Origin of the sequence: Escherichia sp. WS1118, assembly GCF_046487695.1 — a bacterium.
Lineage (GTDB): Bacteria > Pseudomonadota > Gammaproteobacteria > Enterobacterales > Enterobacteriaceae > Escherichia > Escherichia coli.
This window is the reverse complement of the sequence record NZ_JBJQIZ010000004.1, coordinates 281,788-297,201: the sequence shown is the minus strand read 5'-3', so window position 1 is coordinate 297,201 and position 15,414 is coordinate 281,788. Positions and strand designations below refer to the sequence as shown.

At 51.2% G+C, this 15,414-nt stretch carries 13 protein-coding genes and 1 other annotated feature; of the genes, 7 read left to right on the top strand and 6 right to left on the bottom strand.

What is annotated here, in order from left to right:
- Positions 1–192 precede the first annotated feature (192 nt).
- The gene (gene topA / locus ACJHYO_RS09765; protein ID WP_001304419.1) at positions 193–2,790 is read right to left on the bottom strand and encodes a type I DNA topoisomerase; all 2,598 of its coding nucleotides are present in this window, start codon (positions 2,788–2,790) and stop codon (positions 193–195) included.
- A 379-nt stretch (positions 2,791–3,169) separates the two neighbouring features.
- On the opposite strand from topA, the gene ACJHYO_RS09760 reads away from it, so the two are divergent.
- On the top strand, positions 3,170–3,421 hold the full coding sequence (locus tag ACJHYO_RS09760) for a YciN family protein (protein ID WP_001031530.1): 252 nt from the start codon (positions 3,170–3,172) through the stop codon (positions 3,419–3,421).
- A 35-nt stretch (positions 3,422–3,456) separates the two neighbouring features.
- On the opposite strand, the gene sohB is transcribed toward ACJHYO_RS09760, so the two are convergent.
- The gene (sohB, locus tag ACJHYO_RS09755) at positions 3,457–4,506 is read right to left on the bottom strand and encodes a protease SohB (RefSeq protein WP_000422059.1); all 1,050 of its coding nucleotides are present in this window, start codon (positions 4,504–4,506) and stop codon (positions 3,457–3,459) included.
- 219 nt (positions 4,507–4,725) lie between these two features.
- Between sohB and ACJHYO_RS09750 the strand changes: the two genes are divergently transcribed.
- Positions 4,726–5,484 (top strand): YciK family oxidoreductase, encoded by a 759-nt coding sequence (locus ACJHYO_RS09750; protein ID WP_085446477.1) that lies wholly within the window; start codon positions 4,726–4,728, stop codon positions 5,482–5,484.
- Positions 5,481–6,071 carry a cob(I)yrinic acid a,c-diamide adenosyltransferase gene (gene cobO / locus ACJHYO_RS09745; protein WP_001278894.1) on the top strand — a complete coding sequence of 197 codons (591 nt, stop codon included), beginning with the start codon at positions 5,481–5,483 and terminating at the stop codon, positions 6,069–6,071. Before ACJHYO_RS09750 ends, cobO begins: the two co-directional genes overlap by 4 nt.
- A gap of 39 nt (positions 6,072–6,110) precedes the next feature.
- On the opposite strand, the gene rluB is transcribed toward cobO, so the two are convergent.
- The 4 genes from rluB to rnm form a co-directional block, all read right to left on the bottom strand.
- Positions 6,111–6,986 carry a 23S rRNA pseudouridine(2605) synthase RluB gene (rluB, locus tag ACJHYO_RS09740; RefSeq protein WP_410232454.1) on the bottom strand — a complete coding sequence of 292 codons (876 nt, stop codon included), beginning with the start codon at positions 6,984–6,986 and terminating at the stop codon, positions 6,111–6,113.
- A gap of 212 nt (positions 6,987–7,198) precedes the next feature.
- Positions 7,199–9,094: a DUF2207 domain-containing protein gene (locus ACJHYO_RS09735; RefSeq protein ID WP_085446475.1), complete on the bottom strand. Its 1,896-nt coding sequence runs from the start codon at positions 9,092–9,094 to the stop codon at positions 7,199–7,201.
- A gap of 27 nt (positions 9,095–9,121) precedes the next feature.
- On the bottom strand, positions 9,122–9,742 hold the full coding sequence (locus ACJHYO_RS09730; RefSeq protein WP_001295575.1) for an L-threonylcarbamoyladenylate synthase: 621 nt from the start codon (positions 9,740–9,742) through the stop codon (positions 9,122–9,124).
- Complete coding sequence (rnm, locus tag ACJHYO_RS09725; RefSeq protein WP_001285667.1) at positions 9,739–10,620, bottom strand: RNase RNM; 882 nt, start codon at positions 10,618–10,620, stop codon at positions 9,739–9,741. The genes ACJHYO_RS09730 and rnm overlap by 4 nt, the downstream gene beginning before the upstream one ends.
- A 137-nt stretch (positions 10,621–10,757) precedes the next feature.
- Between rnm and trpL the strand changes: the two genes are divergently transcribed.
- The 4 genes from trpL (at position 10,758) to trpCF (ending at position 15,413) form a co-directional block, all read left to right on the top strand.
- A complete protein-coding gene (trpL, locus tag ACJHYO_RS09720; RefSeq protein WP_001700591.1) occupies positions 10,758–10,802 on the top strand; it encodes a trp operon leader peptide in 45 nt (14 codons plus the stop codon).
- Positions 10,779–10,872 (top strand) — a sequence feature (Trp leader region). Its footprint overlaps the gene before it by 24 nt.
- Before the next feature lie 21 nt (positions 10,873–10,893).
- Positions 10,894–12,456: an anthranilate synthase component I gene (gene trpE, locus ACJHYO_RS09715; RefSeq protein ID WP_085455324.1), complete on the top strand. Its 1,563-nt coding sequence runs from the start codon at positions 10,894–10,896 to the stop codon at positions 12,454–12,456.
- A complete protein-coding gene (gene trpD / locus ACJHYO_RS09710; protein ID WP_085446473.1) occupies positions 12,456–14,051 on the top strand; it encodes a bifunctional anthranilate synthase glutamate amidotransferase component TrpG/anthranilate phosphoribosyltransferase TrpD in 1,596 nt (531 codons plus the stop codon). The genes trpE and trpD overlap by 1 nt, the downstream gene beginning before the upstream one ends.
- Before the next feature lie 3 nt (positions 14,052–14,054).
- Complete coding sequence (gene trpCF, locus ACJHYO_RS09705) at positions 14,055–15,413, top strand: bifunctional indole-3-glycerol-phosphate synthase TrpC/phosphoribosylanthranilate isomerase TrpF (protein WP_085446471.1); 1,359 nt, start codon at positions 14,055–14,057, stop codon at positions 15,411–15,413.
- Position 15,414 lies beyond the last annotated feature (1 nt).

Below are 15,414 nucleotides of genomic sequence, written 5' to 3'. Positions count from 1 at the left end.
GACGCCATCAGAACATCGTTTTTTCGCCACACCAGGCGGGTGACTAATACGATTTAATAATAAAAAAGGTGCTAACTATAACCACTATATCATTTATAGCCTTAGTGTATAGGTGTGAAGAAAAAATAATATGCAATAAAAAAGGGCCGCTTTCGCGGCCCTTTGTTTATAAAAACCCGACAGAATTAAAGGTTATTTTTTCCCTTCAACCCATTTGCCATCAACATAAAATGCTGACCAGCCAGTCGCCTTTCCGTCTTTTTCCGAAGAGACATATTGCTGTTTGGTTTTACGGCTAAAGCGAACCATGGTCTTATTACCTTCCGGATCCTGCTGTGGCGCATCGGCCAGATAACGCAGTTTTTCCGGCAGACGGTCGCGGAAGCGATAAAGCTCCTCCACCAGCGGCGCACGCGTTTCACGCGATTTCGGGAAGGTATTGGCCGCCAGGAACACACCGGCAGCACCGTCACGCAACACGAAATAGGCATCTGATTTTTCGCACGGCAGCTCCGGTAATGGCACCGGATCTTCTTTCGGTGGTGCCACTTCGCCGTTACGTAAAATCTTACGTGTGTTTTTACACTCTTCGTTGGTGCAGGCCATGTATTTACCGAAACGCCCCATTTTCAGGTGCATTTCAGAGCCACATTTTTCACACTCAACGATCGGGCCGTCATAACCTTTAATGCGGAATTCACCCTCTTCGATCTCGTAACCGTCGCAGGTTGGGTTATTACCACAGACATGCAACTTACGTTTCGGATCGATGAGATAGCTGTCCATCGCCGTACCGCATTTCGGGCAACGACGTTTTGCGCGCAACGCATTGGTTTCAGCGTCTTCGCCTTCCAGCACGTTCAGCACTTCGTTTTCCGGCACCAGGTTAATGGTGGTTTTGCAACGCTCTTTCGGCGGCAGCGCATAGCCAGAACAGCCAAGGAATACCCCGGTGCTCGCTGTGCGAATCCCCATTTTACGACCACAAGTCGGGCAGTCAATGCTGGTCAGAACCATCTGGTTCGGGCGCATACCACCCTCTTCCGGATCTTTTTCAGCTTTATCTAACTGCTGGGTGAAATCCGAGAAGAAGTGATCCAGTACAGCTTTCCACTCTGCTTCGTGATTTGCCACCTGGTCGAGGCTGTTTTCCATCTGCGCGGTGAAGTCGTAGTTCATTAACTCGCGGAAATTCTCTTCCAGGCGATCGGTGACGATTTCGCCCATTTTTTCCGCATAGAAACGACGATTTTCTACTCGCACATAGCCACGATCCTGAATAGTCGAAATGATCGACGCATAGGTAGAAGGACGACCGATACCGCGTTTTTCCAGCTCTTTGACCAGCGATGCTTCACTGAAACGGGCTGGAGGCTTGGTAAAGTGCTGGGCTGGTGTCAGTTCAACGAGCGTCAGAGCATCGCCTTTATCGACTGCCGGTAAGATACGATCTTCATCGCCTTTACGCAGTGCAGGCATCACTTTCGTCCAGCCATCAAAGCGCAAAATACGACCGCGTGCTTTCAGGCGGAAATCGCCCGCACCAACGGTCAGCGTCGTGGAGTCATATTTCGCTGGGGTCATCTGGCAGGCTACGAACTGACGCCAGATTAACTGGTACAGTTTCTGCGCATCTGCTTCCATATCCTTCAACGATTCCGCCATCACATTGACGTCAGAAGGACGAATCGCTTCGTGCGCTTCCTGTGAGTTTTCTTTGCTGGCGTACTGATTCGGACTTTCCGGCAGATATTTCTTACCAAAATTATCGCTGATATAACCGCGAACCATATTTACCGCGTCCTGACTCAGGTTGGTGGAGTCGGTACGCATGTAAGTGATATAGCCTGCTTCATACAAACGCTGCGCCATCATCATGGTTTTTTTCACGCCAAAACCAAGACGGGTGCTGGCAGCTTGTTGCAGCGTAGAGGTAATAAAAGGAGCGCCAGGTTTACTGGTTGTCGGTTTGTCTTCACGTTCCAGCACGCTGTAGCGCGCTTTTTCCAGCAGACTTACCGCAGCTTGAGTTTGTTCTTTGTTGACCGGACGGAACGGTTTGTCGTTCTGATGAGTCACCTGCAACGCCAACGCTTCACCAGATGGCGTGGTCGTGCTGGCATCGACTTCCCAGAACTCTTCCGGTACGAACGCTTTAATTTCACGCTCACGCTCGACCACCAGGCGGACCGCCACCGACTGCACACGACCGGCAGACAGACCACGAGCGATCTTTTTCCATAGAAGCGGCGAAACCATATACCCCACCACGCGGTCCATAAAGCGACGCGCCTGCTGGGCATTAACACGATCAATATTCAGCTCACCCGGTTTGTTAAATGCCTGGCGGATCGCGTTTTTAGTAATTTCGTTAAACACCACTCGGCTATAGCGCGCATCATCACCACCAATCACTTCCCGCAGGTGCCATGCAATGGCTTCCCCTTCGCGGTCAAGGTCGGTTGCGAGATAGATGTGGTCGGCTTTTTCAGCCAGTTGTTTCAGTTCAGAGACGACCTTCTCTTTACCAGGCAACACTTCATAGTGCGCCTCCCAATTGTGCCACGGGTCAACCCCCATACGGTTGACGAGAGCGCCACGTTCATCCTTTTTAGGCTTTTTAGCCGTCTTGGTGGAGGTAGAGTCGGCACTCTTTTTGGCAGTTGAGCCACTGGTCGGCAAATCGCGGATGTGACCGACGCTGGATTTCACCACGTAGTCACTACCCAGATACTTGTTGATCGTTTTGGCTTTTGCCGGGGACTCAACGATGACAAGAGCTTTACCCATATTCACCTTACCTAATTTGATTCTTCCAGGAATGCGTCGCACGTTGATAAACCTTCCACTGGCAACGAGTTACCGATATGGACTCGCTCTCTGCGGATATCAACCCCTTGTCGTGACTCTGTTCACGAAAATTCAGGTGACTGAGTTAACAGGTCTTGGCCTACAGGCGCTATAGCACGACGGAATTTTGGTCGAATGTCAAGCAAATCTATTGCCAGATTGACGAAAGCGTCACACTGTACCTGATAAAATCCGATACGCAACTTTATTAGCATGCAAAATCCAAAGTTGCCAGTAAGGCGCTCTTGCCACCAGCGTGGTATATTTGTCTGCAAGCCATGCCTGGCGTAGACTAATGTCCTTGTTTAAGGAGTAAATAATGAACAAAGAGACACAACCCATCGACCGCGAGACGCTGTTGAAAGAGGCCAACAAAATCATTCGTGAGCATGAGGATACGCTCGCAGGGATTGAAGCCACCGGCGTCACGCAGCGTAATGGCGTGCTGGTATTTACCGGCGACTACTTTTTAGATGAACAAGGATTACCAACTGCCAAAAGCACCGCGGTGTTTAATATGTTCAAACACCTGGCCCATGTGCTTTCAGAAAAATATCATCTGGTTGATTAAAGCAAAACGCGAGGTCTTAGCCTCGCGTTTGTCTTTTACATCAATGGCTTCTGCCCTCGCTGCCACCAGCGTAACAACAATCGATCGGCGCTCTCTGCCGCGCTGCCGGTGAATCGGTCAATGAGTCGTTTACGTTGCATATAGCGTACATTGACCACTTCACGGCCTTCCATCAGGCTAAGAATAACTTCATCACTGGTGTTGATTTCATCAACCAGGCCTTTCTCTACCGCCTGTTGTCCGTACCAGTGTTCACCCGTTGCCACCTGTTCAATATCCAGAGACGGACGCATACGCTTCACAAAATCTTTAAATAACTGATGCGTTTCGTTCAGCTCTTCGCGGAATTTCTCCCGCCCTTCTTCGGTGTTTTCACCCAGCAAGGTCAGCGTACGCTTATACTGCCCGGCGGTGTGCAGTTCGATATCAATATCTTTGCTTTTCAGGAAGCGGTTAAAGTTGGGCATTTGTGCCACCACGCCAATGGAACCCACAATAGCAAACGGTGCGGAAACAATTTTGTCCGCCACACAGGCCATCATGTAACCGCCGCTGGCAGCGACTTTGTCTACCGTAACAGTTAAAGGAATGTTTTTATCACGCAGACGCTGCAGCTGCGAAGCCGCCAACCCGTAACCATGCACCATGCCACCAGGGCTTTCCAGACGGAGCACAACCTGATCCTGCGGTTTGAATGCTGCGAGTACCGCCGTTATCTCTTCACGTAGCGAGTTCACTTCATGGGCGTCCATGCTGCCTTTAAAATCCAGCACCCAGACGCGGGGTTTACTGTCAGTTGCCACCTCGCCCAGTTTGGCTTTCGCTTTTGCGGCTTTCGCTTCTTGCTTGTGCTTTTTCTTCTGCGCTTTGTGCCACTGTTTTTGCTGATGAGTGTCCATCAGCGCCGCGGCCAGCTCTTCTTTCATCTCCTTATACTGTTCGCTGAGATTGTTGACTCGTAACTCGCCACGCTGGCGTTTATTACGTTGAGCAACATTGACAATAATGGCGGCAATCGCCGCAATCGCTAGCACAACGGTAACGATTTTCGCCAAAAACAAACCATATTCAGACAACAATTCCACGAGTCCCCACCTTGGTTAAACAACGCTTTGGCTCACAGTTTACAACAGGCATGTTTAGCCGTCTCGCAGAGATGTTATTGCAGCGAAAGTATGACAAAGTATCCATTTTGCGGTGTTATCGCCCCAGGCTGATTGAAATGCCCTTCTGTTTCAGGCATAAAGCCCCAAAGTCATAAAGTACACTGGCAGCGCGACAGACAACGTCGTTGAGGAGTAGCCATGCATTACCAGCCAAAACAAGATTTACTCAATGATCGCATTATCCTGGTGACGGGAGCCAGTGATGGTATTGGTCGTGAAGCCGCGATGACGTATGCACGCTATGGTGCGACAGTGATTCTGTTGGGCCGTAATGAAGAAAAATTACGTCAGGTAGCCAGCCACATAAACGAAGACACTGGGCGTCAGCCACAGTGGTTTATTCTCGATTTGCTGACCTGCACGTCCGAAGATTGCCAACAACTGGCACAGCGCATTGCCGTTAATTATCCGCGTCTGGATGGTGTTTTGCATAATGCCGGATTGCTCGGCGATGTTTGCCCAATGAGCGAACAAAATCCGCAGGTCTGGCAGGACGTCATGCAGGTCAACGTTAATGCCACCTTTATGCTCACCCAGGCACTGCTTCCTTTATTACTCAAATCGGATGCCGGTTCACTGGTCTTTACTTCATCAAGCGTTGGACGTCAGGGGCGTGCAAACTGGGGCGCTTATGCAGCGTCGAAATTTGCCACCGAAGGGATGATGCAGGTACTGGCCGATGAATATCAGCAGCGCCTGCGCGTCAACTGCATTAACCCAGGCGGTACGCGCACCGCAATGCGTGCCAGCGCCTTCCCGACCGAAGATCCACAGAAACTTAAAACACCCGCTGATATCATGCCGCTCTACCTCTGGCTGATGGGCGATGACAGCCGCCGTAAAACCGGCATGACCTTTGACGCCCAACCGGGCCGTAAACCAGGAATTTCCCAATGAGTGATGAACGCTACCAACAGCGTCAGCAGCGAGTGAAAGAAAAAGTCGATGCTCGTGTGGCCCAGGCCCAGGATGAACGCGGTATTATCATCGTCTTTACCGGCAATGGAAAAGGCAAAACCACCGCGGCATTTGGTACGGCAACACGCGCAGTTGGTCACGGAAAAAAAGTGGGCGTCGTGCAGTTTATTAAAGGCACCTGGCCTAATGGCGAACGAAATCTGCTGGAGCCGCATGGCGTTGAGTTTCAGGTAATGGCAACGGGCTTTACCTGGGATACACAAAATCGCGAATCTGATACCGCGGCCTGCCGTGAAGTCTGGCAACATGCCAAACGAATGCTGGCCGATCCTTCACTGGATATGGTTTTGCTCGATGAGCTGACTTATATGGTGGCGTATGACTATTTGCCACTGGAAGAAGTGGTGCAGGCGTTAAATGAACGTCCACATCAACAGACGGTGATTATCACAGGTCGTGGTTGTCATCGGGATATTCTTGAACTGGCGGATACGGTAAGTGAATTACGCCCCGTCAAACATGCGTTTGATGCCGGTGTAAAAGCGCAGATAGGGATTGATTACTAATCTGTAAAAATGCCGGATATGACGTCCGGCATACTTTGATTAACCGTTATTATTACGTCCGCCAGAACGACGACCGCCGCTCACCTGACTGTGACGTTTCACCGCACGACGAATCTGATTCGCCTTCATACGACGACGGTCTTTTTCTACAGCGACTTTAGAGCTGGTTTCTGGCGGTAGTTCCACCAGTTCGCGCAGATAGTTAGTCTGGGCGAGGTCCAGCTCCGTCCAGCCACCGCGTGGCAGACCTTTTGGCAGTGGGATATCACCGTAACGAACACGAATCAGGCGGCTCACCTGCACACCAACCGCTTCCCAAAGACGACGAACTTCACGGTTACGGCCTTCGGTCAGAGTAACGTTGTACCACTGGTTGATCCCTTCGCCGCCGCTGAACTTGATGGTTTTAAAGGCTGCCGGACCATCTTCCAGCTGCACGCCACGACTCAAATCACGCAGTTTCGCGTCGTCAACCTGACCAAATACACGCACGGCATATTCACGTTCAACTTCACGGCTTGGATGCATTAAACGGTTTGCCAGTTCACCGTCGGTGGTGAACAACAACAGACCACAGGTGTTAACGTCCAGACGACCTACGGCAATCCAGCGTGCGCCACGCAGCTTTGGCAGACGGTCAAACACCGTTGGACGCCCTTCCGGATCGTTACGGGTACACAACTCACCTTCAGGTTTGTAATAGGCCAGAACGCGACAAATTTGTTCAACGGACTCACGTACCGAAATCAGGTGACCATCGATACGGATTTTCAGTCCAGGGGTAATTTCAACGCGATCGCCGAGTTTAGCAATTTTGCCATCAACACTCACACGACCGGCTTCAATAATAGATTCGATTTCACGGCGAGAACCGTGGCCGGCACGCGCCAGCACTTTCTGTAGCTTTTCGCTCATAGAGCTTCCTTTTGGTGTCGCCTTCCCAGGCGTCTGATATGCTTTTGTGCAACAATGAGTCAGAACTTACATCTGACTCACTGATAGTAAAGTCTGTTTGAACTCTTCAGGCCTTAAGTCAACGACTCGACGTTTTAACTTGCCTGGCTTTGAGGCGCAACATACTACACTATCTTTATGGTTAAAGCTTGTTTCGATTAACGTCGATTTGGTTACCAACCACCACCGCCTCCGCCACCCGCACCGCCGCCAGCACCACCACCGGAATAACTTCGCCCCAACAAACTGGTATTGGCCCCCAGACTCAGATGCATCTGTAATGAGAACAAAACGCCACTACGGGCAATTTCCGGGGCGCGAACAGCCGCTGTGAGTGATGGGGTGATACGTGCTGCCCATTCTCTGCCAAGGTTTGCCGAGACTGCCCAACCTAACAACGCGTAATCCAGTTTCCGTGTTTCCCCTTTCCTCCGCCGCCCACTGTGTGTTGCTGCCTCTTTACGCGCAAGATAGTTAACGATAGCTTCACCGTGGGCATAACGTTGCTGCCCAGTTTGGGTAAACTTTGGCAGAAAAATATACCCCATGCCAGTGAGATAACCGGTCAGGAAAACCGCGCTAAAATAACCCGCTGGCATATACCAGTAAAAGAATACATCTCCGACATTGATGTAGAGAGAGTAAAAAGCCACACCTGAACAAATCAGTGGTAAAAACAAAGTGATGATGACACGATTAACGCAAGGCTTGTCATCATCGCGGGCAAACAAAAGATCAAGGGAACAAAATAAGAAAGGAAGAAGCCAGCAGATCATAATAAACATATCGCCTACCAGACTCATTCCTGCCCAGCCTACGGGACTCAGGTTACCGTAGAGAATGACCGCCAATATCGCCATTCCGCCCCATTGCAAAAACGCATCAGGTCGGTAAAACGAAGACTTTTTACGCGGCAGATAAAATTTCTGCATCCGTAAAAATGCCCTGCGTAAGACGCTGTTGCGCCTCCCCGTAAGCACGACCTTATCGCCTTTACGAAATAACGCTTCCAGTAATAACTGCTCTGCGGGCAGTAATACCGCATTATTTCTGGTCGCGCCTTCATTAACACGAATCAGGATTTGCTGGTTCTTGTCATAATGATCTTCCAGATGAATTTTTTCTTTCACAATCAGATTTACGATATCGGCGCAAAAACCTTTATCGTCGTAAACCAGTTTCGCATCAAGACGTAACATGCCGGGCGTGTAATCTGGCGGAATGACATCGGTTTCAATCACATCTACCGGCGTAAATTGCGGCCTGCGCTTCCAGAGATATAACCATCCACACGCCAGGAACAGACTCGGAAAGCAAATTAACAACGATGACATAGAGGGTAAAAGAAGATGACTGAAAATATTCGTCGTTTGTGGAGCCGGGGCATTACCAAGTAATGCGTGAGGCCAGCGGTAGAGGACCGTGAAATCTTCACGATAAAACGGATCGCGAGATTCAATTCTTCCGTCCTCAAGGATGCGGCCATTTCGATATGTGTCGCCCTCTTCTCCAGTAAAGAGATCGATTTCGCTAAATGGATTACCCGCAATATCAGGCAACTTGAGTGAAAATAGGGTCTTATAAATTTCAAACGGCCAGTGGTTACCGGTCACGTTCCAGATTAGCAGATCAGAATCCCCCTCACGCAGGAAAGCATTTTTAACCTGATAATGAATTTGATAATGATAGTCGCCTTGAGGCAAGAAACGTTGTTTATCGCCCACGACAATACTCATTAACCCGATATGCCAGTCAAGATGCCAGGGTTCAGGAATACCATCACGGGTGACGCCAACAATATGATAGTTCAGCAGTGCAGCGTCCCCATCAGGCTGCATCCAGAGTCGCGGTAAATCACGATAAAATCCGTGCTTAATCTGCTGATTTCGCGCCTGAAAATGAATGTTCTCTTTGATGTCGAGCACCCCATTCGGTTGCAGAGTGGCTTCAACATCAAAGAGCGAGATCCCTTCTTCATAAGAAGGGATCTCCGTGTTTTTCGCATAACTCAACGAAGAGAAAAAAAGCCCAACTATCAACAGCAAAATGCAGCGATATATCCCTGCCATCATTTTCCATCCGTGGAACGCAATTTGTTATAAGAAAGGCTTCACATCACCTACGCCTTCACGCACCACGACCGGCGTATCATCGGTGAGATCAATAACCGTTGTTGGTTTCTGCCCGAGATAGCCGCCGTGAATAATCAAATCCACCTGTTTTTCCAGACGGTCTTTAATTTCTTCCGGATCGGATTCGGTAAATTCACTGCCTGGCAGCATTAGCGAAGTGGAAAGCATCGGTTCGCCCAATGCTTCAAGCAGCGCCTGCGCAATCGGGTTAGACGGCACGCGCATACCGATGGTTTTGCGTTTTTCCTGCAACAGACGGCGTGGCACCTCCTTCGTCCCCTTCAGGATGAAGGTATAGTTGCCTGGCGTGTTGTTTTTCATCAAACGAAACGCAACGTTATCGACAAATGAATAGGTCGAGAGTTCAGAAAGATCGCGACACATCAGGGTAAAGTTGTGACCGTCCGGCAGCTGGCGAATACGACAAATACGCTCCATCGCGTTTTTATCTTCAATTTTACAGCCGAGCGCATAGCCGGAATCAGTTGGATAAACAATCACCCCGCCTTTACGCACGATCTCCACCGCCTGGTTGATCAGACGTTGCTGCGGGTTATCAGGATGAATATAAAAAAACTGGCTCATAATTCCCTCTCTGTGGTGTTCTGCGGCTGTTCCCATAGCTGCCAGACGCCTTCAACGCCTGCGGGCAGCCAGAGTTTACGACCCAGTTCGATCCACGGGCATGGCTGATGAAAATCAGATCCTTGTGATGCCCATAAATGATGCTGACGCGCAAGTGTCGCCAGCTGGGTGCGTTCATTGGGCGATTGCTGGCACTGCGCGACTTCCATCGCGTCGCCGTGGTGTTCGGCAAAATGCGCAACCAATCTTTTCAGCCATTTAGCACTAAGATTGTACCGCCCAGGATGAGCTAGCACCGCCTTACCGCCAGAATGATGAATGACATCAATAGATTGCTCTATTGTACACCACTGTGGCGGAACGTATCCGGTTTTCCCGCGCGCCAGATACTTTTTAAAGACATCCGCCATTGAACTGGCTTTTCCGCACTCCACAAGGAAACGCGCAAAATGACCGCGCGTCACCGCACCGCCCTGCGCCAGTCGTTGCGCGCCTTCCAGTGCCCCAGGTATTTGCGCTTTTTCAAGTCTTTCGGCAATCAGTTGCGCCCGCTGATTGCGCCGTTCTGTCTGCTGCGCGAGGAACTCACACATTAGCGGATGAGTAATATCAATATTCAGCCCGACAATATGAATTTCATGATTTTCCCAGACCGTGGAAATTTCCACACCAGGAATAAGATTCAGCGCCAGTCCCGAACGTGAAATTTCCTCTCTTGCTGGTGCAATTGCAGCTGTGGTGTCATGGTCGGTGATCGCCAGGGTGCCGACGCGCATCTCGACTGCACGGTGCACCAATGCTTCTGGCGTCAGGCAGCCATCGGAAGCTGTGGTATGGCTGTGCAGGTCGTAAATCACTGCGTAATTCGTGTCGCTCAAGGCGCACTCCCGTTCTGGATAATGTTTTTTGCGCCGACATCATAACGGTTCTGGCAAATATTCTGAAATGAGCTGTTGACAATTAATCACCGAACTAGTTAACTAGTACGCAAGTTCACGTAAAAAGGGTATCGACAATGAAAGCAATTTTCGTACTGAAAGGTTGGTGGCGCACTTCCTGAAACGGGCAGTGTATTCACCATGCGTAAAGCAATCAGATACCCAGCCCGCCTAATGAGCGGGCTTTTTTTTGAACAAAATTAGAGAATAACAATGCAAACACAAAAACCGACTCTCGAACTGCTAACCTGCAAAGGCGCTTATCGCGACAACCCGACTGCGCTTTTTCACCAGTTGTGTGGGGATCGCCCGGCAACGCTGCTGCTGGAATCCGCAGATATCGACAGCAAAGATGATTTAAAAAGCCTGCTGCTGGTAGACAGTGCGCTGCGCATTACAGCATTAAGTGACACTGTCACAATCCAGGCGCTTTCCGGCAATGGAGAAGCTCTGTTGACACTACTGGATAACGCCTTGCCTGCGGGTGTGGAAAATGAACAATCACCAAACTGCCGCGTACTGCGCTTCCCGCCTGTCAATCCACTGCTGGATGAAGACGCCCGCTTATGCTCCCTTTCGGTTTTTGACGCTTTCCGCTTATTACAGAATCTGTTGAATGTACCGAAGGAAGAACGAGAAGCAATGTTCTTCGGCGGCCTGTTCTCTTATGACCTTGTGGCGGGATTTGAAAATTTACCGCAACTGTCAGCGGAAAATAGCTGCCCTGATTTCTGTTTTTATCTCGCTGAAACGCTGATGGTGATTGACCATCAGAAAAAAAGCACCCGTATTCAGGCCAGCCTGTTTGCTCCGAATGAAGAAGAAAAACAACGTCTCACTGCTCGCCTGAACGAACTACGTCAGCAACTGACCGAAGCCGCGCCGCCGCTGCCGGTGGTTTCCGTGCCGGATATGCGTTGTGAATGTAACCAGAGCGATGAAGAGTTCGGTGGCGTAGTGCGTTTGTTGCAAAAAGCGATTCGCGCCGGAGAAATTTTCCAGGTGGTGCCATCTCGCCGTTTCTCTCTGCCCTGCCCGTCACCGCTGGCGGCCTATTACGTGCTGAAAAAGAGTAATCCCAGCCCGTACATGTTTTTTATGCAGGATAATGATTTCACCCTGTTTGGCGCGTCGCCGGAAAGTTCGCTCAAGTATGACGCCACCAGCCGCCAGATTGAGATTTACCCGATTGCCGGAACACGTCCACGCGGTCGTCGTGCCGATGGTTCACTGGATAGAGACCTCGACAGCCGCATCGAACTGGAGATGCGTACCGATCATAAAGAGCTTTCTGAACATCTGATGCTGGTGGATCTCGCCCGTAATGACCTGGCACGCATTTGCACACCCGGCAGCCGCTACGTCGCCGATCTCACCAAAGTTGACCGTTACTCTTACGTGATGCACCTGGTCTCCCGCGTTGTTGGTGAGCTGCGCCACGATCTCGACGCCCTGCACGCTTACCGCGCCTGTATGAATATGGGGACGTTAAGCGGTGCACCGAAAGTACGCGCTATGCAGTTAATTGCCGAAGCAGAAGGTCGTCGACGCGGCAGCTACGGCGGCGCGGTAGGTTATTTTACCGCGCATGGCGATCTCGACACCTGCATTGTGATCCGCTCGGCGCTGGTGGAAAACGGTATCGCCACCGTGCAAGCCGGTGCTGGCGTAGTCCTTGATTCTGTTCCGCAGTCGGAAGCAGACGAAACCCGTAATAAAGCCCGCGCTGTACTGCGCGCTATTGCCACCGCGCATCATGCACAGGAGACCTTCTAATGGCTGACATTCTGCTGCTCGATAATATCGACTCTTTTACGTACAACCTGGCAGATCAGTTGCGCAGCAATGGTCATAACGTGGTGATTTACCGCAACCATATTCCGGCGCAGACCTTAATTGAACGCCTGGCGACGATGAGCAATCCGGTGCTGATGCTTTCTCCTGGCCCCGGTGTGCCGAGCGAAGCCGGTTGTATGCCGGAACTCCTCACCCGCTTGCGTGGCAAGCTGCCAATTATTGGCATTTGCCTCGGTCATCAGGCGATTGTCGAAGCTTACGGGGGCTATGTCGGTCAGGCGGGCGAAATTCTTCACGGTAAAGCGTCGAGCATTGAACATGACGGTCAGGCGATGTTTGCCGGATTAACAAACCCGCTGCCAGTGGCGCGTTATCACTCGCTGGTTGGCAGTAATATTCCGGCCGGTTTAACCATCAACGCCCATTTTAATGGCATGGTGATGGCGGTGCGTCATGATGCGGATCGCGTTTGTGGATTCCAGTTCCATCCGGAATCCATTCTTACTACCCAGGGCGCTCGCCTGCTGGAACAAACGCTGGCCTGGGCGCAGCAGAAACTTGAGCCAACCAACACGCTGCAACCGATTCTGGAAAAACTGTATCAGGCGCAGACCCTTAGCCAACAAGAAAGCCACCAGCTGTTTTCAGCGGTGGTACGTGGCGAGCTGAAACCAGAACAACTGGCGGCGGCGCTGGTGAGCATGAAAATTCGCGGTGAGCACCCGAACGAGATCGCCGGGGCGGCAACCGCGCTACTGGAAAACGCCGCGCCGTTCCCGCGCCCGGATTATCTGTTTGCCGATATCGTCGGCACCGGCGGTGACGGCAGTAATAGCATCAATATTTCTACCGCCAGTGCGTTTGTCGCCGCGGCCTGCGGGCTGAAAGTGGCGAAACACGGCAACCGTAGCGTCTCCAGTAAATCCGGCTCGTCGGATCTGCTGGCGGCGTTCGGTATTAATCTTGATATGAACGCCGATAAATCGCGCCAGGCGCTGGATGAGTTAGGCGTCTGTTTCCTCTTTGCACCGAAATATCACACCGGATTCCGCCATGCAATGCCGGTTCGCCAGCAACTAAAAACCCGCACACTGTTCAATGTGCTGGGGCCATTGATTAACCCGGCGCATCCGCCGCTGGCGTTAATTGGTGTCTACAGCCCGGAGCTGGTGCTGCCGATTGCCGAAACCTTGCGCGTGCTGGGGTATCAACGCGCGGCAGTGGTGCACAGCGGCGGGATGGATGAAGTTTCATTACACGCGCCGACAATCGTTGCCGAACTACATGACGGCGAAATTAAGAGCTATCAGTTGACCGCTGAAGATTTTGGCCTGACACCCTACCACCTGGAGCAACTGGCAGGCGGAACACCGGAAGAAAACCGTGACATTTTAACACGCTTGTTACAAGGTAAAGGCGACGCCGCTCACGAAGCAGCCGTCGCGGCGAATGTCGCCATGTTAATGCGCCTGCATGGCCATGAAGATCTGCAAGCCAATGCGCAAACCGTTCTTGAGGTACTGCGCAGTGGTTCCGCTTACGACAGAGTCACCGCACTGGCGGCACGAGGGTAAATAATGCAAACCGTTTTAGCGAAAATCGTCGCAGACAAGGCGATTTGGGTAGAAGCCCGCAAACAGCAGCAACCGCTGGCCAGTTTTCAGAATGAGATTCAGCCGAGCACGCGACATTTTTATGATGCGCTACAGGGTGCACGCACGGCGTTTATTCTGGAGTGCAAAAAAGCGTCGCCGTCAAAAGGCGTGATCCGTGATGATTTCGATCCGGCACGCATTGCTGCCATTTATAAACATTACGCTTCGGCAATTTCAGTGCTGACTGATGAGAAATATTTTCAGGGGAGCTTTGATTTCCTCTCCATCGTCAGCCAAATCGCCCCGCAGCCGATTTTATGTAAAGACTTCATTATCGATCCTTACCAGATCTATCTGGCGCGCTATTACCAGGCCGATGCCTGCTTATTAATGCTTTCAGTACTGGATGACGAACAATATCGCCAGCTTGCCACCGTCGCTCACAGTCTGGAGATGGGTGTGCTGACCGAAGTCAGTAATGAAGAGGAACTGGAGCGCGCCATTGCATTGGGAGCAAAGGTCGTTGGCATCAACAACCGCGATCTGCGCGATTTGTCGATTGATCTCAACCGTACCCGCGAGCTTGCGCCGAAACTGGGGCACAACGTGACGGTAATCAGCGAATCCGGCATCAATACTTACGCTCAGGTGCGCGAGTTAAGCCACTTCGCTAACGGCTTTCTGATTGGTTCGGCGTTGATGGCCCATGACGATTTGAACGCCGCCGTGCGTCGGGTGTTGCTGGGTGAGAATAAAGTATGTGGCCTGACACGTGGGCAAGATGCTAAAGCAGCTTATGACGCGGGCGCGATTTACGGTGGGTTGATTTTTGTTGCGACATCACCGCGTTGCGTCAACGTTGAACAGGCGCAGGAAGTGATGGCTGCGGCACCGTTGCAGTATGTTGGCGTGTTCCGCAATCACGATATTGCCGATGTGGTGGACAAAGCTAAGGTGTTATCGCTGGCGGCAGTGCAACTGCATGGTAATGAAGATCAGCTGTATATCGACAATCTGCGTGAGGCTCTGCCAGCACACGTCGCCATCTGGAAGGCTTTAAGTGTCGGTGAAACTCTTCCCGCGCGCGATTTTCAGCACATCGATAAATATGTATTCGACAACGGTCAGGGCGGGAGCGGACAACGTTTCGACTGGTCACTATTAAATGGTCAATCGCTTGGCAACGTTCTGCTGGCGGGGGGCTTAGGCGCAGATAACTGCGTGGAAGCGGCACAAACCGGCTGCGCCGGGCTTGATTTTAATTCTGCTGTAGAGTCGCAACCGGGTATCAAAGACGCACGTCTTTTGGCCTCGGTTTTCCAGACGCTGCGCGCATATTAAG